The following is a 21,779-nucleotide window of genomic DNA, read 5'->3' as shown; positions in this document are numbered from 1 at the left end:
CGATAGCGCGGTGGCCGAATGGCACGCGCCTAGCCTCGCTGGAGCGGGTTCAGCCGCGACCCGGAGCGCGCCCCGAGCCCGTGATCAATCGCACACCGCGCTGGTAGGTGAAATACGCGTATGCCCATTCGATCAGCACCGTGATTCGATTGCGGAATCCGATCAGGTACATGATGTGAACCGTCAGCCATAGCCACCAGGCCAACCGGCCGCCGAAGCGAAAGCGGCCGAAATCGGCAACGGCTTTGTGCCGCCCGATCGTCGCGACATCGCCCTTGTTGAAGTAGTCGAACGGAACCCGAGGCTTCCCCGCGAAGGTGCGCGCGATGTTGCGTCCCGCCGATCTGCCCTGCTGCATCGCCGCCGGCGCGACGCCTGGCACGACGCGACCGCCGCACACCACGTGCGCGGCGTCGCCGATCACGAACAGCTCAGGGTGCCCGGGCACCGTGAGGTCCGGCTCGACCAGCACGCGGCCCGCCTTGTCGAGCGGCGCGCCGAGCAGCTTCGTGAGGGGAGAAATCTCGTTCCCGGCCGCCCAGAAGACAGTGCGTGTGGGGATCGTCTCGTCGCCGACGCACACTCGATCGTCATGGACTTCGGTCACGAAGGCATTCAGCCTTACCTCTACTCCCAGCCGTTCGAGGTCCCGCCTCGCGCGCTCGGACAGCGATTCGGGATACGCCGGCAGCACGCGGTCGCCGGCCTCGAGCAGGACGACACGCGTTAGCCGAGTGTCTATCCGCCGGAAGTCGCGGCGGAGGGCCTTGTGCGCAATGTCCGGAATGGCGCCCGCAAGCTCCACGCCCGTCGGCCCAGCGCCGACGATCACGATCGTCTGGTAGGCGGCGCGCTCCGCCTCATCGTCGGACAGCTCGGCACGCTCGAAGGACAGCAGGAACCTGCGCCGCAGCTCGGCCGCGTCCTCCACCGACTTGAGGCCGGGCGCCAGTGATTCCCACTCCGGGTGCGCGAAGTACGAGTGCCGACCCCCCGGCGCGAGCACGAGATAGTCGTACGTGATCGACCGCCGCGCGGCGTCGAGCGCGATCGTCCGCGAATCCACGTCGATCCCGACGACCTCCCCCAGCATCACGAACACGTTCCGCTGCTTTCGCAGCACCCAACGGATGGGCGCGGTGATGTCGCCCGGCGAGAGCGACGCGGTCGCGACCTGATACAGCAGGGGTTGAAAGAGGTGATGATTAGTGCGGTCCACCAGCGTGATCTGGACCGGCGCGTCGCGGAGCGCGCGGGCCGCGTGCAATCCGGCGAATCCTCCGCCCACGATCACCACGTGCGGCCGCCGCGGCGCCGGGTGCGCGACGGGAATGGTCACAGGTGACGTCACGCGTACTGCTCCTCGACGGTCCTCGCGCCTATCGCCATGGCGAGAACCAGCAGAATCAGTAGGACGCTATACGCAGCCGCGGTGCCGAACGCGAGCGCGCGCAGCTGCGCGAGGATCTCGATCGAGATCGGGCGGTTGGCGTGGGTGTACAGCACGATGCTCGCGACGAACTCGCCGACCGCCGTCACCGCGGCGAGCAGCCCGCCGGCTATGAGTCCCGGACGCGCGGCGGGGATCACGACCTTTCGCATAGTCAGCCACCACGACGCTCCCAGCCCCCGCGCCGCGTCTTCGAGAGCCGGATCGAGCTGCCTGAGCGAGCTCTCCGCGGCGGTCGCGACCAGCGGGATGTTGCGGATGAAGTACGCGAGCGGGAGGATCCAGAATGTTCCGACCAGGACGATCCGGCCGGTCGAGAGATCGTTGACGTTGAACGTGGCCGCAAGGCCGAGCGCGATTGCCGTGGCCGGTATCGCCCACGGCAGCGCGACGAGCAGGCCGAGCAGCGGGCGCGCGCTGAAGCGTCGCAGCACGAGCAGGTACGCCGCGACGAAGCACACGACGATGTTCGCCGCCGTGGCGATCAGCGCCATGACGACGCTGTTCGAGATCGGCCGCCAGAGCTGCGCGTCGGTCGCGAGCCGGCGGTAGTTCTCCAGCGTGTACTCGGGCGGAAGTACCTGCGTGGTCCACACCCCGTCGCGCGCGAAGGAAACCAGTATGACCATCAGATGTGGCAGGATCAGCGCGATGACGATGCCCGCTCCCGCGACAGCGAGCAGAACCTGCAATGAGCGCGAGCGAATCACGCGCCTGGTCACGGAGCCTTTCCCCGTGCTGACCACCCTGCGCTTTCGCTGTAGCACGCGGAACAGCGCCAGGGCCGCGATCGCGCTGAGCGCGAGCACTGTGGTCTCGACGTACGCGAGCCCCATCGCTCCGTTCAGCTTGGACGCGAGGATCTGCGTGGACAGCACGCGAATTCCGCCGCCGAACACGTACGGCGCGGAGAACGAGCCGAGCGAGTTCATGAATACGAGCAGCATCGAGCCGGCGATCGCGGGGAGCAGCAGCGGCAGAGTCACTCGGCGGAGCCGGTGGCGCGGCGACGCGCCGAGGCCCGCGGCTGCTTCGTCGAGGCTGCTGTCGAACCTTTCGAGACCCGCGGAGACGAACAGAAAGACGAAGACGTACATCGTGTACGCGTGGACGAACACGATCGCCCAGATCCCCGTCAGTCGCCAAGGCGATTCGTCCATGCCCAACAAGTTCTGCACCCCGCGCGTGACCACCCCGCTCTCGCCGTACAGAAACAGAAACGCGATGACGCCGACGAGCGGCGGCAACGCGGCGGGGAGCGTCGCCACGATTCTCAGTGCGCGCCGGCCGGGGAACTCGAACCGCGTCAGCAGGAACGCGAGCGGCACGCCGATGATCAGCGCGGCAAAGACTGAAGCCACGGAGATGATGAGTGTGCTGTTCAGCGCCTCGCGATCGGCCGGGCTCGCCAGGAACTCGCGCCAGTGCGCCAGCCCGCCCTCGAAACTGCCGAATATCACCGCGGCGTTCGGGTACACCACGGACCAGAGCAGCAGAGCCAGGACGGGAACGGCCAGGAGCCACGTCCCCGTCGTCGGCCGCCTCATGCTAGTCTCCGCACACCGGCACCGGGTTGCCGCGCGATCGCACGCCGACCCGGTCCCCGATGTGCGAGCTGTCGTCGCTGCTCGGCACTTCCACGACGACTTCCGGGGCCAGCTCCACGCGATACACGATCGTCGACCCGGCGAAGCGCCGCGCGAGCACTACTCCGGTCCATGCATCCGCCGAGTCGGCAGCGGCCAGCTCCAGTAGCTCGGGCCGGAGCATCGCGTGCGAGGGCCGGCCGGCGAGCCGGGTGGCGGTACCGGCCACCGGAAACGACAGCGCGTGATCGTGAATCGTGATCGTGGCGCGGCCGTCGCCTATCGTGCACGGCACCAGCGTTCCGCGCCCGATGAAGCGCGCGACTTCGAGCGAAGCCGGATTGTTGTACAGCTGCGCGGGCGTCCCGGTCTGGAGGATGCGCCCCTTGTGCAGTACGGCAATCCGGTCGGCGATGGCGAACGCGTCCTCCTGATCGTGCGTCACCAGCAGCGCGGGCACGTCCGCGCGGCGCAACAGCGCGCTGAGGTCGTCGCGCATAGACTGCCGGAGAATCGGATCGAGGTTCGACAGCGGCTCGTCGAGCAGCAGCGCCCGCGGCTCGATCACCAGCGCGCGCGCGACCGCCACGCGCTGCTGCTCACCGCCGGAGAGCGACTGCACCGGGCGACCCCCCGCGCCGCCGAGTCCGACACCAGTGAGCGCCGCGCGCGCTTTCTCCAGCCGCTCCTTCCTGGGGACGCCGCGGGCTTCGAGTCCGAACGCAATGTTCTGCTCGACGCTCATGTGCGGGAACAGAGCGTAGTGCTGGAACACCATGCCGAACGCGCGCTTCTGCGGAGGGAGCCGGGTAATCTCCCGCTCGCCGATGTGCACGGAGCCGCTGTCGGGGTGCTCGTAACCCGCCGCGATGCGCAGCGTGGTGGTCTTGCCCGACCCGGACGCGCCGACGAGCGCCAGCAACTCCCCGGGGGCGACGTCGAGCGACACGTCGTCCACCGCCGTGTGCGCGCCGAACCGGCGGGTGATGTTGCGAAGCGAGAGCGTGCCGCCGGAGCCGGCTGCGCCGGCCGCTGCATCACGCATGGTCACCTACGGCGCGATTGGTTTCGGATGTTGGCGTCCCAGTACTTCATCCACCGGTCGAGATCGCGCGCGAGGATCTCGCGGTCCATCGGCATCGGCTTGATGCGCGCGTTCGCGTCGCGGATCCAGGCCGGCAGCGAATCCGTGTGCAGATCGGTTCGCGCCGGGATGCGCAGGAATCTCTTCGCCGACTCGAGCAGCACGGGCTCGCTGGTCACGAACTCGTAGTACTCTCGCGCAACCGCGGGCTGATCGGTGCCGCGCACGATCGCGATTGCGTCCACCAGCAACGGCGTGCCGCTCGCGGGAATCACGTAGTCCACGGGGATCCGCGTCCGCTGCTGCAGCGTCGCGATGTCGGGCATGTCCCAGAGCGTGACGATCCCCTCCTGCCGCCCGAGCTTCTGGTACAGGATCGTCGGGTTGAGCACGTACTCGCGTGTGTTCGCGTCCAGCCGCCGCAGCCAGTCGTAACCGGCCTCCTCTGATCCCGTCTGCGCGAGCGAGCGCAGCATGATGGCGCCGAAGATAGCGCGCATCGTCCCGGAAGCCACCGGGTCGCGGATGAGCAGCTTCCCCTTCCACTTCGGATCGAGCACGTCGTCCCAGTCCTGCGGCGCCTCGGCCGCGCTCAGCGCCTCGCTGTTGTAGCCGATCACCTCCGGCGTGAGATACGTGCCGTACCAGAGATGCTGCGGATGCCGAGCTTCGCCGTCCACGGCGGCCGACCAGGTCGGTGTATACGGCTCGAGCAGGTTCTCGCGGGCAGCGCGGTCGAACGCTTCCGCCGGCGCGCCGAACCAGACGTCCGCCTGCGGATTCGCGCCCTCGGCGCGAATCCGGTCGAGCACTTCCTGCGACCCCATGTCCACCCACTGCACGTCCACCGACGGATTGGCTTTCTCGAACTCCGTCTCCATGTAGCCGAGCAGGTCCTTGCCGTGGGGTGAATAGACCGTAAGTACGGTACGTCCATCGCCGGAACACGCCGCTAATGCGAGGCAAAGAACAACAGCTGTTAGCTGTTGGCTGTTGGCTGTTGGCAACAGCGGATATGAGCTGCGGCGTAGGCAGTTACCAAGAGCCAATAGCCAACAGCCAATAGCTCCCCTCATGGCGCCAGCAGATTCACGAACAGGCGCACCGCGCCCGGCACTCCGTCCTCCAGCTGGCGGAACAGCGCGAGCGTCACGTACACGTAGGTTCCGCGGCCCACCGGCGCCACGAGAATGGACGAGTTCACGGGCGGCTCGCCGGGATCGTTCATCGCCAGCATGGTGCGATAGCGTGGGTCGAACTCGTCCGGCATGAACGTCGCGCGCTCCTGCACCCAGCCCTCGAAATCCGCGAGCGTTATCCGATTCGGGTAGGTCAGCTCGCGCGCGGCCGGGTCGGTGATCGTCACAGGCGCGTTCTCGTCCGTGACGCGATCGGGAGGGCGCGAGATCGTGATGCGGTACGGCAGAATCCCCGCGCCGCTCATCATGTATTGCCCGAACTGCACGACCAGGCGCCCGCCGTTGTTGGCGTACTCCAGCAGCCGGCCGTTGTGCTCGAGGAGATCCGCGCTCGCTTCGTACATGCGCGGCCCGATCACGATTACCGGGAAGCGCGCGAGATCGAGGCGCGGAATCTCCGCCGGCTCGATCAGCGTGACCGGCACGCCCAGCTCGCGCAGCACCTGCGGCCCCGCGTCGGCCCTCCCGGCGATGTAGCCGACCGAGAGACCGGACGGAACTTCTACCGGCACCGCATGCAACTTGATCTCCGCCGGCTCGTACATCTGCTGCAGCGAGATGTGCGGATAATCGACGATCCTCACGGCCTCACCGAACACCTCGCCGTCCGACTCGGCGCGCAACCTCAGCCGATGCTCGCCCGGCGGCGCGGTGCCGGTGATCCGGAAGACGACCGTGCGTGTCGCGCCGGACGGCAGCGTCAATTGGGCGACCGCCGGCGATGCCGACAGTCCCGATGGAAGATCGAGTCTGACCGAAACGGTCTTCTCGGCGTCGAAGCTCGACCGCACGCTGACATACACGTCGCGCTCGAAACGCGTCCCCGCGCGCGCGAAGGAGTGTGCCGGCGACGGCGTCACCGTGATGCCCGGCGCGGCCACGAGCGGAGAGTACAAGTCGCCGTAGAACCCCTCGCTCAGCCGGTGCACCGGGTGCGCGTTCAGCGCGACCGGCCGCGGCAGTCCCTCGACGCGCACCTTCACCCGGGGCCAGTCGGCCTGCGCGATCTGGTCGTCCGACGCGGCCGGAGGCGGACCGGCGAACATGTCGCCGACGCGCGGCTGCTTCAGCCACCACGGCTCGAGCTTGCGCGCGGGACGGAGCGTGCCCTTCCAGCGCACCGACTTGCCTGGCGCAACGGTCTCGGATGGGAACGCGCCCGCCGCGGAGTCAATCGTGACCGGGACCGTGCCACGATTGTGCAGCGCGTAATCGAGCACGATGCTGTCGCCGAGCGCGACGTACGAACGCGGGGCGAGCGCCTCGAACGCGAGACCCGTTGCCGCGATCGCCGCGCGCTCGTACCGCGCGCGCTCGTCGTCGTTGCGCGGCGCGTGCAGGGCGATGTACGGAATGGCGGAAGGCGGCGAGCGGACGTCCACCGTCGCGGCGGCCGAGCGATTGCCGCTCCCGCTGGAGCCGTTCCGAACGACGCCCGGCAGGCCGTCGAGCACCGACCGCTCCTGCTCGCGCGGGATCTCGGGCGTCACGCGCGAAGCTTCCCGGAAGTACCGGCTCGTCACTTCTCCGAGCCGGTAGTTACCGCGAAGCCCCTGCGATTTGTGGTGCGACCGGCTCACGCTCGCGATCTGGTCGTACGACATCCCGCTCAGCGGATCGTACTCGCCGACGTTCATCAGCACGTGCGGACCGTCGGGATAGAATCCGGCGTTGCGGTACAGCTTGAGCGGAGTCCACGGCTCGCCGTACTCCGCGACCGGGAACCGCGCGACGTCGCCCGCGAGATCATACGCGTCGCGCGCGAGCTGCCCCGACACCTGGTGCTGGCCGTGCGCGTCGCGCGGCGTGCCGGAGAACGTGGCCACGATCACGTGCGGGCGGAACGCGCGCACGACCCGGACGACGTCGTTGAGCAGCGAATCCCGCGGCCAGTGCGTGTACGTCTCTTCCGCGCTCTTGGAGTAACCGAAATCGTACGCGCGGGCGAAAAACTGCTTCGCTCCGTCGATCCGCCGTGCCGCCAGCAGCTCCTGCGTGCGGAGCACGCCAAGCGCTTCGCCGAGCTCGTTGCCGATGAGGTTCTGCCCGCCGTCGCCGCGCGTGAGCGACAGGTACGCCACCTCGGCGCGGCCGCTGCGCGACAGCCAGGTGATGAGCCGCACGTCCTCGTCGTCCGGATGCGCGGCGATGTACAACACGCGCGGCGTCTCCGGTCCGAGCAGCGCGACGGCTCTCGCCAGCGCCGCGGCGCCGTGGTCCTGCGCGCGCAGCGCCGGCGCCGAGACGATCAGCGCGAGGAGTACGGCTCCGAGCCGCAGGCTCACGAAGATGCTAAGGCACTCCTGCGGCCGCGCGCCGGCTGCGCGAGCGACAGCACCGACGTGACGATGCGCTTTTGCTCCGCGGTATGCGACGCGGCGTACCCCTCCGACGGGCTCGCGCGCTCCGGCCGGCCGATGTACCGCGTGACGAGAGCGTCCCCCGTAGATACGCGCAGCAGCGGAGCGACGTACGTCCACGCTCCCATGTTCTTCGGCTCTTCCTGCGCCCACACGACTTCCGCGACGTTGGGATACGCATCCACCACGCGCGTCACGTCCTCGTGCGGCCACGGGTACAGCTCCTCGACGCGCACGACCGCGACCTCCGGCGGCGGCCCGCCGGCGATTAGATCGTAATAGATCTTGCCGGTGCAGAACACGAGACGCTTGACCTGATCGCGTCCCTCGGCGCGGCCCGGGTCGTCGATCACGCACTGGAACGCGCCGTCGGAGAGATCCGCGAGTCGGGACGCCGCCTCCGGCATGCGTAGCAGGCTCTTGGGCTGCAGCAGAATCAGCGGCCGCCGCTGCTTCTGATGCGCTTGCCGCCGCAGGATGTGGAAGTACTGCGCGGGCGTGGATGGGTACGCGACGCGCATGTTCCCCTCGGCGCAGAGCTGCAGGAACCGCTCCAGCCGCGCGCTCGAGTGCTCCGGACCCTGCCCCTCGTACCCGTGCGGCAGCAGCAGCACGACGCTCGAGTCCTGCCCCCACTTCGCGTGATCAGACGCGATGAACTGGTCGATCATCGGCTGCGCCACGTTCACGAAGTCGCCGAACTGCGCTTCCCACAGCACCAGCGCGTCCGGCGCCGCGGTGCTGAAGCCGTACTCGAAGCCGAGCACCGCCGTCTCGGACAGCGGGCTGTTGTAGATCTGGAACGCGCCCTTCGCGTCGGGCAGATTCTTCAGCGGCACGTACGTCTCGTTGGTCTCCGCGTCGTGCAGCACCGCCTGCCGGTGCGAGAACGTCCCCCGCTCCGCGTCCTGCCCGGTGAACCTGATCGACACGCCGTCGGTCACTATGGAAGCGAACGCGAGCGCTTCCGCGTGACCCCAATCGATCCCGCCGGCATCACCCAGCGCGTCCCGCCGGCGCGCGAGATTCTTCGCCAGCCGCGGATTGACCTTGAACTCCTTCGGCCAGGTGAGCAGCCGCTCGTTCATGGCGACCAGCCTGTCCGCGCGCACGGCCGTCGCGACGGCCCCGCCGCCGTTCGGATCCAGCTTCGTCTGCTCCGCCGGGTCCTCGTCGGCCTGCGCCTCGGCGTGCGCCGCCTCGAACTTCGCGTTCACCTCGGCCTCGATCGCCGCGACCTGCTCTTCGGCCACCAATCCTTCCGCCACGAGCCGCGACGCCCAGACCTGGCGCGCCGTGGGGTGCGACTTGATCCGCGCGTACATCACGGGCTGCGTGAACGACGGCTCGTCGGTCTCGTTGTGGCCGTGCCGCCGGTAGCCCACGAGATTGACCAGGAAGTCCTTGGCAAACTTCGTCCGGAAGGCGACGGCGAGCTGCGCCACCCTGACGCACGAGTTCGCGTCGTCGGCGTTGACGTGCACGATCGGAATCTCGAACCCCTTCGCGAGATCGCCGGCGTAGCGCGTGGACCGCCCGTCCTTCACGTCGGTCGTGAAGCCGATCTGATTGTTCACGATGATGTGAATCGTCCCACCCACGCGATAGCCGCGCAGCCGGGAGAGGTTGAGCGTTTCGGCCACCACGCCCTCGCCCGGAAAGGCGGCGTCGCCGTGAATACAGATCGGAACGATCGTGGACTCGTCGTGCCTGCCCGGCTCGTCCGGTACGCGCTGCAACGCGCGCGCGACGCCCGCGAGCACCGGGTTGACGAACTCGAGATGGCTCGGGTTCGGCACCAGCGTGACGGCCGCGGCCTCGTCTTCCGAAAGCGGATACTCGCCGCGCGCGCCGAGATGATATTTGACGTCGCCGGTTCCGTCGGGGCTGTTCGTCGCGGCGTGCTTGCCCTCGAACTCGGCGAAGATGGCCGTGTACGGCTTGCCGAGTATGTGCGCGAGGACGTTGATCCGGCCGCGGTGCGCCATGGACATCGCGATCTCGCGCGCGCCGGCGTCCTCGGACCGGCGAATGACCTCGTCCAGCATCGGCACGAGCGCGTCGGTTCCCTCGATGGAGAAGCGCTTGTAGCCCTGATACGCCCGCCCGATGAACCGCTCCAACCCCTCGACTTCGGTGAGCCGGCGGAGCAGCGCGATCTTCTCTTCCGCCGCGAGCGGCTCGTTCAGCGAACCGGATTCGACCGCGTTCCGCAGCCACTCGCGCTCCGTCGCGCGACCGAGGTGCTCGAACTCGAGCCCCATGGATCCGCTGTAGAGCCGACGGAGGTGCGCGATGACATCGGCGGCCGTGGCCTGCGGAAATCCGAGCGCCGAGCCGGGCACCGACGCGAGGTCTTCTTCCGCGATGCCGTGGAATTCCGGCGTGAGCTCGGGAGTTCCCGTGGGCTGGCCGCCGAGCGGGTCGCGCTGGAACGCGAGGTGACCGAACGCGCGGATCGCGGCCACGAGTCCGGCGGCGCCCGCGACTTTCCGCAGCAGCGACGCGTCGGCCTCGCCGACGCCGGCTTCGCCCGTTCCCGCGAGCGACTGCGCGAACCGGAAGTATTGCCGCCAGCTCTCGTCGACCGACGCGGGATCGCGCTGAAAGCGCTCCCACTGCTCGGCGATGAGGCCGTCGTTGAACGCGCCCGCCATGGGAAGAGGCATGACGAAATCTATTCCGGCGGCGCCGGCGTTCACAGCCGCCGGACGCGCGTCAGGCGGCGGACTGGGAACCCGTTTCCACCATTTCCGGCTCGGCGCCGTCTTCACTGACAGCGACCCCTGGCGGAAGCGTCACCCGAAAGCAGCTTCCTTTGCCGACCTCGGATTCCAGCTCCAGCTTGCCGCCGAGCAGCTCGACGAGCCGGCGCGAGATCGGAAGTCCGAGCCCCGTGCCCGGCTGCGCCGATTGCCCGAGCTGCACGAACTCGTCGAAGATCCGCGTCAGGTCCTCCTCGGGAATTCCGGCGCCGGCGTCGTTCACCTCGATCTGCACGCCGCCGTCCGGAGTGCCGCGGCTCACGACCCGCACCGGGTTTCCGCCGCCGAACTTGATCGCGTTCGACACGAGATTCAGCATGACCTGCCGGATCCGCCGGGGATCCGACACGATGGTCACGGGCGGCCCTTCCATGTCGAGGTCGAGCTTCGTCTTGTTCTCCGCCGCGAACGGCGCGACCGTGACGAACAGGTCCTCCACCAGGCTGGGGAACTGCACGGGCTGCATGGCGAGCTCGATCTTGCCCGCCTCGATCTTGGAGAGGTCGAGGACGTCGTTCACCAGCTCGAGCAGGTGCTTGGCGGCGCGATGCGTGCGCTCCAGCCCTTCGCGCTGCTTCTCGTTCAGCGGGCCGTAGATGCCGTCCAGCATGAGGGTGCTGTAGCCGAGCACGGCGTTGATCGGCGTGCGCAGCTCGTGGCTCATGGACGCGTAGAACCTGCTGCGCGCCGTGATCGCGCGCTCCAGCTCGTACTGCCGCCGCTGCAGCTCGTCGTTCACGGTCGCGAGCTCCTCCGCCGACCGCGCCTCGGTTTCCAGCAGAGTCGTGCGGTGCTGCAGCTCCAGCTCGCGCTTCTCCGATAGCCGGATCCGCTCCTCCTGCGTCTGGATCTGCTCCTGCTTGCGCCAGAGGTCGACGAACACCGCCACCTTGGAGCGGAGTATCTCGGGATCGAACGGCTTGAACAGGTAGTCGACCGCTCCGACCTCGTACGCCTTGAACACGTACGATTCCTCCTTGTTGATCGCGGTCAGGAAGAGGATCGGGATCGACCTCGACCGCTCGCGGGCCTTGATGTATTGCGCCGTCTCGAGACCGTTCATCCCCGGCATCTGCACGTCGAGCAGAATCACGGCGAAGTCCCGCAGCAGCAGCTCGCGCAGCGCTTCCTCGCCGGAATTCGCGCGCACGAGCTTCTCGTTCAGCGGCTCGAGGATCGCTTCGAGCGCGAGCAGATTCTTCGGGCGGTCATCCACGATGAGGATGTTGACCTTTTCGGCGGAATCGCTCACGCGGTCGCTCGCACGAATTCGGAGGGGGGTCCGTTTCTGGCGACGTCCACGAGGTGGGCGGCGATGCCGGACAGGGGTAGCACCGCCGCGCCGGGCACCCGCCGCAGCGCCGCTGCCGGCATGCTCGCGGCTTCCGCGGTCGCCGGGTCCTGCACGACGCAGTACCCGCCGAACTCGGCCACGCACTGGAGCCCGCGCGAGCCGTCCTCGTTCGCGCCGGTCAGCACCACGCCGATCAGGCGCTCGCCGTACGCGTGCGCGGCGGATCCGAACATCACGTCGATTGAAGGCCGGCTGTACCGCACCGGCGCCTCGGTGGTGAGCGAGAGATGCCCGGTCTCCACGAGCAGGTGATAGTTCGCCGGCGCGATGTAGATGTGTCCCGGCTCTATCGGATCCTTGTCTTCGGGCTCGAGCACTTTCCTGCCGGTCCACTCCTGCAGCAGGCCGCTGAGGAAGCCCTCGGCATCGGCGCCGCGGTGCTGGACAATCACGAGCGGCACGGCGAAGTCCGGCGGCAGCCCGCGCACAAGGACCGTCAGGGCATCGAGCCCGCCCCACGAAGCGCCCACGACGATCAGGTCGAAGACCACGTTACACGACCTTCCGGTAAATCTTCTCGCGGGTGTTCAGCTCCTCGTAGCAGTGCTCGTACCGGGAGAACTTCAGCGACTCCTTGGACCCGAGGCATAGCACGCCGAAAGTGGACAGGCTGTCGTAGAAGAGGCCGTGCACCTTTCCCTGTAGCGACTTGTCGAAGTAGATCAGGACGTTGCGGCAGAGAATGACGTTGAATTCCGCGAACGATCCATCGGTCACCAGGTTGTGCTGCGAGAAGACGGCGTTCTTCAGCAGTGCCGCAGAGAACAGCGCGCCCTCGTACATCGCAGTGTAGTACTCGGAGAACGAACGCTTCCCGCCGGCCTTGATGTAGTTGTCGGTGTACTCCTGCATGCGCTCCAGCGGGAAGATCCGCTGCTTCGCCTGGCGCAGAAGTATGTCGTTGATGTCCGTGGCGTAGATGCGGCAGCGGTCGTACAGTCCCTCCTCGGTGAGGAGGATGGCCATCGAGAACACCTCCTCCCCGGTCGAGCAGCCGGCGTGCCAGATGCGGATGAACGGATACGTGCGCAGCAGCGGAACGACCTGGTTCCGGAACGCGACGTAAAAGGTCGGATCGCGGAACATCGCCGTGACGTTGACGGACAGGTCGCGCAGCAGCCGCTCCATCACCTCGGGATCGTGCAGCACGGCGTTCTGCAGGGCGCTCACCGACTCGAGCCGCTCGGCCTCGATCCGCTTCCATAGCCGCCGCCGCAGCGAGGAGTATGCGTACGACCGGAAGTCGAAGCCGTAATGGCGGTATATGCCCTCCAGGAGCAGCTCGATCTCCAGCTTCTCCAGCTCGTTCCGTCCGAGCGACGCTCCGGGGGACTCCACGCCGTCCCGCGGCGTCAGCGATACAGCCACACCCGCATCAGTGAAAGGAGCTGTTCCGTGTCCACCGGCTTCGTGATGTAATCCGACGCGCCGGCCGCGATGCACTTCTCCCGGTCACCCTTCATCGCCTTCGCGGTGAGCGCGATGATCGGCAGCGTCTTGAACTCCTCCATCTCCCGGATCGCGGACATCGTCTGGTAGCCGTCCATCTCCGGCATCATGACGTCCATCAGCACCAGGTCGACGGCAGGGTCGTCTTCCAGCGCCTTGATCGCGTCCTTGCCGTTCTCGGCGAACCGTACTTCCATGCCGCGCGCCTCGAGCACGCTGGTGAGCGAGAAGATGTTGCGCACGTCGTCGTCAACGACGAGCACGTGCTTGCCCGCCATCAGCGCGTCGGAGTTGTGCAGCCGCTCGAGCATCACCCGCTTCTGCTCCGGCAGCTTGGCCTCCACCCGGTGGAGGAACAGCGCGGTCTCGTCCAGCAGCCGCTCCGGCGATTTCACGTCCTTCACGATGATCGTCTCGGCGTACTTCCGCAGCCGCGTGTCCTCGGCGGGAGTCAGCTCCTTGCCTGTGTAGACGATGATGGGCATCTCCTGCATCCCGGGGTCCTGCTTCACCCGCTCGAGCAGATCGAAGCCGCTCATGTCGCGCAGTCCCAGGTCCACGACCATGCAATCGAACTTCTGCTTCGCCAGCGCATCGAGCGCCGCCTCGGCGCTGTCGACGGCGACTATGTTGACGTCCTCGTCTCCGATCAGCTCCACCATGCTGTTGCGCTGCGTCTCGTCGTCCTCGACGATTAGCAGCGATTTCTCCCGCTCGTCGATGAACGTCGCGATGCGACCAAAGGCCTCGTCGAGGGATTCCTTGCTGACCGGCTTCTCGAGATAGGCCAGCGCTCCCGCCTTCAATCCCTGCTGCCTGCGCTCGACGCCGGAGATGATGTGCACCGGAATGTGCCGCGTCTCCGGATTGTGCTTCAGCTGGTCCAGCACGCCCCAGCCATACGTCCCTCCCGGCAGGTCGATGTCGAGCGTGATGGCATCCGGTCGGTAATCGCTGGCCGCTTCCAGGCCGGCGTCGCCGTCCAGCGCCACTACCCCCTTGAAGCCGCGCTCTTGCGCTATCCCCAGGAGAATCTTCGCGAACGAGGGATCGTTCTCGATGACCAGCACCACGCGATCGCCCGGGGCGATGTCGTCGCGGTCGTCGGGAATCTCCTCCCGCGGCTCGCCGGTCTGACGTGCGGTCGCGCCCTGTTCCTCCCCGGCCAACGCCGGGCGCTGCTGATACGGGAGGCTGCTCGCGGGCCTCGACGCGCGGCGGATGAGAGCTTCCTGGGACGAGCCGTCGCCATCCATGTCCGAGTCCGGATCCGGATGGTATTTCGCGGGGAGATACAGCGTGAAAGCGCTCCCCTTGCCGATCTCGCTCTCGACGCGGATCTCGCCGCCGAGAAGCCGGGTGATCTCACGGCTGATCGACAGCCCGAGCCCGGTCCCCCCGAACCTCCTGTTGGTGGTTCCGTCGGCTTGCTGGAACGCCTCGAAGATCAGCCGCTGCTTGTCGCGCGGGATGCCGATGCCCGTGTCGGAGACGGAGAACGCCACTACTTCCTTCGCCGCCTGCAGCTGCGGCGACTGGTACCGGCGCCCCGCTTCGGCCGGACGGATCGTCAGCGTCACCGCGCCCTTCTCGGTGAACTTGATCGCGTTCGCCACCAGATTCTTGAGCACCTGCTGCAGGCGCTGCCCGTCGGTGTAGATCGCGGGAGGAAGTCCGGGCTGTATCTCCGTGTTCAGCAGGAGATTCTTCTGCTCGGCGACCGGGCGGAAGCTGTGCTCCACGAACGTCGACAGCTCGGTGAGCGCCACCTCCGTCGGGCTGATGTCCATCTTCCCCGCCTCGACCTTGGAGAGATCGAGCACGTCGTTGATCAGCGTGAGCAGGTCGTTACCCGAGGACAGGATCGTGTTCGCGAACTCCACCTGCTTGGGCGTGAGGTTGCCGTCCTTGTTCTCCGCTAGGAGCCGCGCGAGGATCAGCAGGCTGTTGAGCGGCGTGCGCAGCTCGTGCGACATGTTCGCGGTGAACTCCGACTTGTACTTCGAGCTGAGCGCGAGCTGCTCCGCCTTCTCCTCCAGCGCCACCCGCGCCGCCTCGACTTCCGCGTTCTTCTGCTCCACCTTCCGGTTCTGCTCCACGAGCAGCGAGGCCTTTTCCTCCAACTCCTCGTTGACCTGCTGCAGCTCTTCCTGCTGATCCTTCAGCAGCTCTTCCGAGGTACGGAGCGTCTTGGCCTGCTGCTCCAGCTCGGTGTTCGTCTTCTTGAGCTCCTCCTGCTGCCGCTTCAGCTCCTCCGACTGGCTCTGCAGCTCGTGCGTCAGCCCCTGCGACTGCTCCAGCAGCTCGGCGGTGCGCATGTTGGCGCTGATCATGTTGATCACGACGCCGACGCTCTCCGAGAGCTGATCGAGGAAGAGCTGGTGGATCTGGCTGAACGGCTGGAACGAAGCCAGCTCGATCACGGCCTTCACCTCCCCCTCGAACAGGATCGGCAGCACGATGATGTTCCGCGGCGGCGCTTCGCCGAGCCCCGACACGATCGTGACGTAGTCGTCGGGAACGTTCGTCAGCAGGATCGATTTCTTCTCCAGCGCCGCCTGTCCCACCAGGCCCTCGCCCAGCCGGAACACGTTGCTCACGTTCTTCCGCTCTTTGTACGCGTAGCTCGCCAGGAGCCGGAGCGCCGGAGCGCCGGCCGCGTCGTCCATGAGGTAGAACACGCCGTAGTGCGCGGACACGAGCGGCGTCAGCTCCGACATGATGAGGCGCGACACGGTCTCCAGGTCCTTCTGCCCCTGCATCATCTGCGAGAACTTCGCGAGGTTGGTCTTGAGCCAGTCCTGGTCGGTGTTCTTCTCGGTGGTCTCCTTCAGGTTGCCGATCATCTGGTTGAGATTGTTCTTCAGCTCGTCGAGCTCGCCTTGCGCCTCCACCGTGATCTGCCGGCTGAGATCGCCGCGCGTCACCGCCGTAGCCACGTCCGCGATCGCGCGCACCTGGAGCGTGAGGCTGTTGGCCATCGCGTTGACGTTGTCCGTGAGCGCGCGCCATGTGCCGGCGGCACCCGGGACCTCCGCCTGTCCGCCAAGAATTCCCTCGGTGCCGACTTCCTTCGCGACACGCGTGACCTCCGACGCGAACGCGGACAGCTGATCCACCATCGTGTTGATGGTGTTCTTCAGCTCGAGGATCTCACCCTGCACGTCCACCGTGATCTTGCGGGACAGGTCGCCCTTCGCGACGGCGGTCGTGACGTCGGCGATGTTGCGGATCTGATTGGTGAGGTTCGAGGCCATGGCGTTCACGTTGTCCGTGAGGTCCTTCCACGTTCCCGCGACGCCCGGCACCTCGGCCTGCCCGCCCAGGTTCCCCTCGGTTCCCACTTCCTTCGCGACGCGCGTCACCTCCGACGCGAACGCCGAGAGCTGATCGACCATCGTGTTGATCGTGTCCTTCAGCTCGAGCGTCTCCCCGCGCGCCTCGACCGTGATCTTGCGGGAGAGGTCGCCGCGCGCGACGGCCGTCGTAACGTCGGCGATGTTCCGCACCTGGCTCGTCAGATTGCCCGCGAGCGTGTTCACGTTGTCGGTGAGGTCCTTCCACGTGCCGGCCACGCCGGGCACGTTCGCCTGGCCGCCGAGCTTCCCTTCCGTGCCCACCTCGCGCGCGACGCGCGTCACTTCCGACGCGAACGCGCTGAGCTGATCGACCATCGTGTTGATCGTGTTCTTCAGCTCGAGGATCTCGCCCTTCGCCTCCGCGGTAATCTTCCGCGAGAGGTCGCCGCGCGCGACCGCGGTCGTGACGTCGGCGATGTTGCGGACCTGGCCCGTGAGGTTCGAGGCCATGAAGTTCACGTTGTCCGTCAAATCCTTCCACGTTCCGGCGACGTCCGGCACCTCCGCCTGCCCGCCGAGCCGCCCTTCCGTGCCCACCTCGCGCGCGACGCGCGTCACCTCGCCCGCGAAGATCCGCAGCGAGTCCACCATGTCGTTGATGGTGTCCTTCAGCTCGAGGATCTCGCCCTGTACGTCCACCGTGATCTTCTTCGAGAGATCGCCCTTCGCGACGGCCGTCGTCACGTCGGCGATGTTGCGGATCTGACCGGTGAGGTTGTTCGCCATCGCGTTCACGTTGTCCGTGAGGTCCTTCCACGTTCCCGCGACGCCCGGCACTTCCGCCTGCCCGCCCAGATTCCCCTCGGTGCCCACTTCCTTCGCGACCCGCGTGACTTCGTCCGCGAACGCCGAGAGCTGATCCACCATCGTGTTGATCGTGTTCTTGAGCTCGAGCGTCTCGCCGCGGGCCTCGACGGTGATCTTGCGGGAGAGGTCGCCGCGCGCGACGGCCGTCGTAACGTCGGCGATGTTCCGCACCTGGCTCGTCAGATTTCCGGCGAGCGTGTTCACGTTGTCGGTCAGGTCCTTCCACGTGCCTCCGACCCCCGGAACTTCCGCCTGGCCGCCGAGCTTGCCGTCGGTTCCCACTTCCTTCGCGACGCGCGTCACTTCCGATGCGAACGCGCTGAGCTGGTCCACCATCGTGTTGATCGTGTTCTTCAGCTCGAGAATCTCGCCGCGGGCGTCCGCGGTGATCTTGCGCGACAGGTCGCCGCGCGCGACGGCCGTCGTCACGTCGGCGATGTTTCGCACCTGGCCCGTGAGGTTCGAGGCCATGAAGTTCACGTTGTCCGTCAGGTCCTTCCACGTGCCCGCCACGCCCGGCACGTTCGCCTGCCCGCCGAGCACCCCTTCCGTTCCCACCTCGCGCGCGACGCGCGTGACTTCGGACGCGAACGAGTTGAGCTGATCCACCATCGTGTTGATCGTGTCCTTGAGCTCGAGCACCTCGCCCTTCACGTCCACCGTGATCTTGCGCGATAGATCGCCCTTCGCGACAGCCGTCGTGACGTCCGCGATGTTCCGTACCTGGCTCGTCAGGTTGCCGGCGAGCATGTTGACGTTGTCGGTCAGGTCCTTCCACGTGCCGGCTACCCCCGGGACGTTCGCCTGGCCGCCGAGCTGTCCCTCGGTGCCGACCTCGCGCGCGACGCGCGTGACTTCGGAGGCGAAAGCGCTGAGCTGATCGACCATCGTGTTGACCGTGGTGCCGATCCGGAGGAATTCCCCCTGGACCGCCTTCCCTTCCATCTCCAGAACAATCTTTTGACTGAGGTCGCCCTCGGCCACCGCCGTGAGCACGCGCGCGACTTCGGTGGTGGGCTGGACGAGATCGGTGATCAGGGAGTTCACGGAGCCGATCATGGACCGCCAGCCGCCCTCGACTTCGGGGACGAACGCGCGGTCGTGCATCCGCCCTTCGCTGCCGACCGTCGTCGCGACGCGGCGCAGCTCGGTCGTGACCGCCTGGTTCCGCGCGGCGATGGCGTTGAACTCGTCGATGATGTCGTTCATCATCGGATCGGCACTGTCGGGCAGACGCACGCTGAAATCGCCGCCGCACATGTCTTTCAGGCCGGCCAGTAGCCGCCGCATCTCAATCTGGCGCGACCCGTTACCGTTGCCGGTCTGCCTCCCGTTGCCGGCTCGCTTGCCCGACTTGCCCTTGCTTCGCCTGCGGGTACGCGCAGCGCCGGTCGGAGCGTCAGCGACGCCCTCGATCTCGATCTCGTCTCCGATTTCCACGAAATCCCTCGATTGTCTGGTGTGCGGCGCGGTCGAGCGCCGATCCTCATCGGGCCGGAAGCATTCTCCGGCACACTCCGACCCTTTCTACTTCAAGAGTGATACCGCCACGAAGTCACCGCCGAGGCGGACGCGACCCTCTTCCGGGACGCGGGCGTAACCCCTGCTCCAGCCGGGGTTTACCTTCTGCGAGATACGCTTGTAGCGTTTATCGACGAGCAATCCGCTTCGCCGTCATGCAGCGCACGGGAATACCTCCGTTCGTCGTCCGGAAGAGCACCTCCAGCTCCATGCGCAGCTGCGCCTCGAGGGCGTGGTCCGCGGACAGAAACGCCAGTCGCCAGCCGCCGAACCGCTCCCGCAGCACCGCGCCGAACCGCGCATAGAGATTACGCAACTCGCGCGACGTACCGACGCGCACACCGTACGGCGGGTTCGTTATCACCCATCCCGGTCCGGCGTCCACGCTCGCCTCCGACACCGGGCTCAGCACGAATTCGACTTGGCCGTCCACTCGCGCGCGCGCCGCGTTCTCGCTCGCCGCGCGAATCGCGCCCTCGTCGCGATCTGCTCCGATGATCGGTGCCGGCAGGTCGTCGAGGATCTCGGTCTCCGCGTCGCGGCGCATCCGCGACCACAGCCCCGCCTCCACCCACGGCCACTGCTGAAACGCGAACACCCGGTCCAGCCCCGGCGGAATCCGTCTGGCGAGCATGGCCCCTTCTATAGGAATGGTGCCCGAGCCGCAGAAGGGATCGAACAGCGGCTCGTCGGCGCGCCACTCCGAGGCGAGCAGCATCGCCGCCGCGATCGTCTCGCGCATGGGGGCCTTGGCCGTGGCCCGGCGGTATCCACGCATGTGCAGGAGCGCACCCGAGCTGTCGATGTTGACCGTGCACTCGTCGCGGTCGAGCCGCACGATGACGAGCTGCGCCCGCTCGCCGTCGTGCTCCCCCGACGGCTCGCCTTCCGCGAGCTCGCCACCCGTCCCCTGCGCCACGATACGCTCGATCCGCTCGGCGACCGCATCGGAGTGATACAGCCGCGATTTCCGCGAGGTCACGCGCAACTCGAACGACCGTCCCGACGCGATGAACCGCGACCACGGGATCTTCGCGGAATGTCGCTCCAGCTCCGCGAAGGTCCGCGCGTGAAAGCGCGCCAGCCGCACGAGCACGCGGCTCACGGTGCGCAGCCGCAGATTTGCCGCGTACACCTCGCGTAGTCCACCCTTGAACGTGACACCGGCGGGCTCGACCGCGTCCACCTCGAGCCCGATACCCGCGAGCTCGCGCGCGGCGATGCGGGAGAGACCGGGCGCGGTGATCGCGAACGCTTCGAGCGGCTCGAGTAGGTCCGGCACGACCTCAGCTTACACGCGTGCCTTTCTCTTGGCGAGCCAGTGCCAGAGCCGCCACGCGAGCAGCGCTCCGATGATCGTGAGATAGACGAGCGGCAGGAAGGTGTCCTTCTTCACCGCCCACAGGTAATGAATGGTGCCGGTGATCGCCGCGACGTAGATGAGCTGGTGCAGGCGGTTCCACCGCTTGCCGCCGAGCCGCCGGATCCAGCCTTTGGTGGAAGTGACGGCGAGCGGAAGCAGCAGCAGCCAGGTAGCCATGCCGATCGTGATGTAGGGATGCTTGACGATGTCCTCGACTATGTCGCTCACGTCGAAGAACATGTCGAGGCCGATGAACGCCGACAGGTGCAGCGTAGCATAGAAGAACGCGAACAAGCCGAGCATGCGCCGGTACTTGATCGCCTCGTTCCAGCCGGTGAGGCGGCGGAGCGGAGTCACCGCGAGCGTGATCGCGATGAAGCGCAACGCCCAGCGCCCGGTCCGCAGCTCGATCTCCTCGATGGGATTGGCGCCGAGGCCATCGTTGAATCCGTCCCGGAGGAGCAGCGCGAGCGGAATGAGCGCCGCGGCAAATACCAGCGGCTTGATTACCCGGGTTCGGCGCGAGAGCGGAGTCCTCTCAGTAGTATCTGCGCAGGTCCATGCCCGCGTACATCCGCGCGACCTGATCGCCGTAGCCGTTGAACATCAGCGTGCGGCGGCGGAGAAACTCCCCGATGCGCCGCTCCTTCGCCTGGCTCCAGCGCGGGTGATCGACTTCCGGGTTCACGTTGGAGTAGAAGCCGTATTCCGAGGGAGCGGCCTTGTTCCACGCGGTCGCCGGCTGCCGGTCGGTGAAGCGCAGCTTCACGATCCCCTTGATGCTCTTGAAGCCGTACTTCCACGGCACGACGAGCCGAAGCGGCGCGCCGTTCTGGTTCGGCAGCGGCCGGCCGTATAGGCCGGTGGCGAGAATCGTCAGCGGATGCATCGCTTCGTCGAGCCGGAGCCCTTCGGTGTACGGCCAGTCGAGCACCGGACGGCGCTGACCCGGCATCCGACGCGGATCGAGCAGCGTGGTGAACTCGACAAACTTCGCCTGCGAGGTCGGCTCGACCCGGTTGATCAGGGCGGCGAGCGGAAAGCCGAGCCACGGAATCACCATGGACCATCCTTCGACGCAGCGCAGCCGGTACACGCGCTCCTCCTGCGTCACGGGGCGGAGTATGTCCTCGAGATCGTAGACCGCGGGCTTCTTCACGAGGCCTTCGACCGCCACGCTCCACGGCCGCGTGCGGAAGGAGCCGGCATTCTCGGAGGGATCGTCTTTCCCCGTGCCGAACTCGTAGTAGTTGTTGTAGGTGGTGACGTCCTTGTACGGCGTCAGCTTGTCTTCACCCTGTTCCTCGGACGGCGCGGCCTGGAGGCAACCCGGGAGCGCGCCGGTCGCGGCCGCCACGCCGAGCAGGCCGCTCGTGGCGATGAACGACCGTCGGTTCAAATACAACCGCTCGTCGGTGATTTCACTGGCGGGAATGTCAGGTCGGCGTCGAATGAGCATTGCGGGCTCCATTTGAACTGCGC

Annotated in this window: 13 protein-coding genes; all 13 read right to left on the bottom strand. The window is 67.1% G+C overall.

Annotation, left to right across the window (positions count from 1 at the left end):
* Positions 1–49: 49 nt before the first annotated feature.
* Entirely contained in the window at positions 50–1,351 is a 1,302-nt protein-coding gene (locus WEA80_07305) for an NAD(P)/FAD-dependent oxidoreductase (GenBank protein ID MEX1186380.1), read from the bottom strand.
* Positions 1,348–2,997, bottom strand: coding sequence for an iron ABC transporter permease (locus WEA80_07300; protein ID MEX1186379.1), 1,650 nt, complete (start codon positions 2,995–2,997; stop codon positions 1,348–1,350). The genes WEA80_07305 and WEA80_07300 overlap by 4 nt, the downstream gene beginning before the upstream one ends.
* Before the next feature lies 1 nt (position 2,998).
* Entirely contained in the window at positions 2,999–4,081 is a 1,083-nt protein-coding gene (locus WEA80_07295) for an ABC transporter ATP-binding protein (protein ID MEX1186378.1), read from the bottom strand.
* A gap of 2 nt (positions 4,082–4,083) precedes the next feature.
* Positions 4,084–5,196, bottom strand: coding sequence for an extracellular solute-binding protein (locus WEA80_07290; protein MEX1186377.1), 1,113 nt, complete (start codon positions 5,194–5,196; stop codon positions 4,084–4,086).
* On the bottom strand, positions 5,193–7,604 hold the full coding sequence (locus WEA80_07285) for a PIG-L family deacetylase (protein ID MEX1186376.1): 2,412 nt from the start codon (positions 7,602–7,604) through the stop codon (positions 5,193–5,195). Before WEA80_07285 ends, WEA80_07290 begins: the two co-directional genes overlap by 4 nt.
* A complete protein-coding gene (locus WEA80_07280) occupies positions 7,601–10,348 on the bottom strand; it encodes a 2-oxoglutarate dehydrogenase E1 component (GenBank protein ID MEX1186375.1) in 2,748 nt (915 codons plus the stop codon). Before WEA80_07280 ends, WEA80_07285 begins: the two co-directional genes overlap by 4 nt.
* Positions 10,349–10,397: 49 nt before the next feature.
* Positions 10,398–11,696 carry an ATP-binding protein gene (locus tag WEA80_07275; GenBank protein MEX1186374.1) on the bottom strand — a complete coding sequence of 433 codons (1,299 nt, stop codon included), beginning with the start codon at positions 11,694–11,696 and terminating at the stop codon, positions 10,398–10,400.
* Entirely contained in the window at positions 11,693–12,289 is a 597-nt protein-coding gene (locus tag WEA80_07270; protein ID MEX1186373.1) for a chemotaxis protein CheB, read from the bottom strand. The genes WEA80_07275 and WEA80_07270 overlap by 4 nt, the downstream gene beginning before the upstream one ends.
* Position 12,290: 1 nt before the next feature.
* A complete protein-coding gene (locus WEA80_07265; GenBank protein ID MEX1186372.1) occupies positions 12,291–13,166 on the bottom strand; it encodes a protein-glutamate O-methyltransferase CheR in 876 nt (291 codons plus the stop codon).
* Complete coding sequence (locus WEA80_07260) at positions 13,151–18,853, bottom strand: HAMP domain-containing protein (protein ID MEX1186371.1); 5,703 nt, start codon at positions 18,851–18,853, stop codon at positions 13,151–13,153. Before WEA80_07260 ends, WEA80_07265 begins: the two co-directional genes overlap by 16 nt.
* Positions 18,854–19,061: 208 nt before the next feature.
* A complete protein-coding gene (locus tag WEA80_07255; protein MEX1186370.1) occupies positions 19,062–20,216 on the bottom strand; it encodes a class I SAM-dependent RNA methyltransferase in 1,155 nt (384 codons plus the stop codon).
* Between the two features lie 9 nt (positions 20,217–20,225).
* Positions 20,226–20,702, bottom strand: coding sequence for a protein-methionine-sulfoxide reductase heme-binding subunit MsrQ (locus tag WEA80_07250; GenBank protein ID MEX1186369.1), 477 nt, complete (start codon positions 20,700–20,702; stop codon positions 20,226–20,228).
* A gap of 133 nt (positions 20,703–20,835) precedes the next feature.
* Entirely contained in the window at positions 20,836–21,756 is a 921-nt protein-coding gene (gene msrP / locus WEA80_07245) for a protein-methionine-sulfoxide reductase catalytic subunit MsrP (GenBank protein MEX1186368.1), read from the bottom strand.
* Positions 21,757–21,779 lie beyond the last annotated feature (23 nt).

The organism is Gemmatimonadaceae bacterium (genome assembly GCA_040882285.1).
Classification (GTDB): Bacteria; Gemmatimonadota; Gemmatimonadetes; order Gemmatimonadales; family Gemmatimonadaceae; genus JACDCY01.
This window is presented reverse-complemented; position numbering and strand designations above follow the sequence as displayed.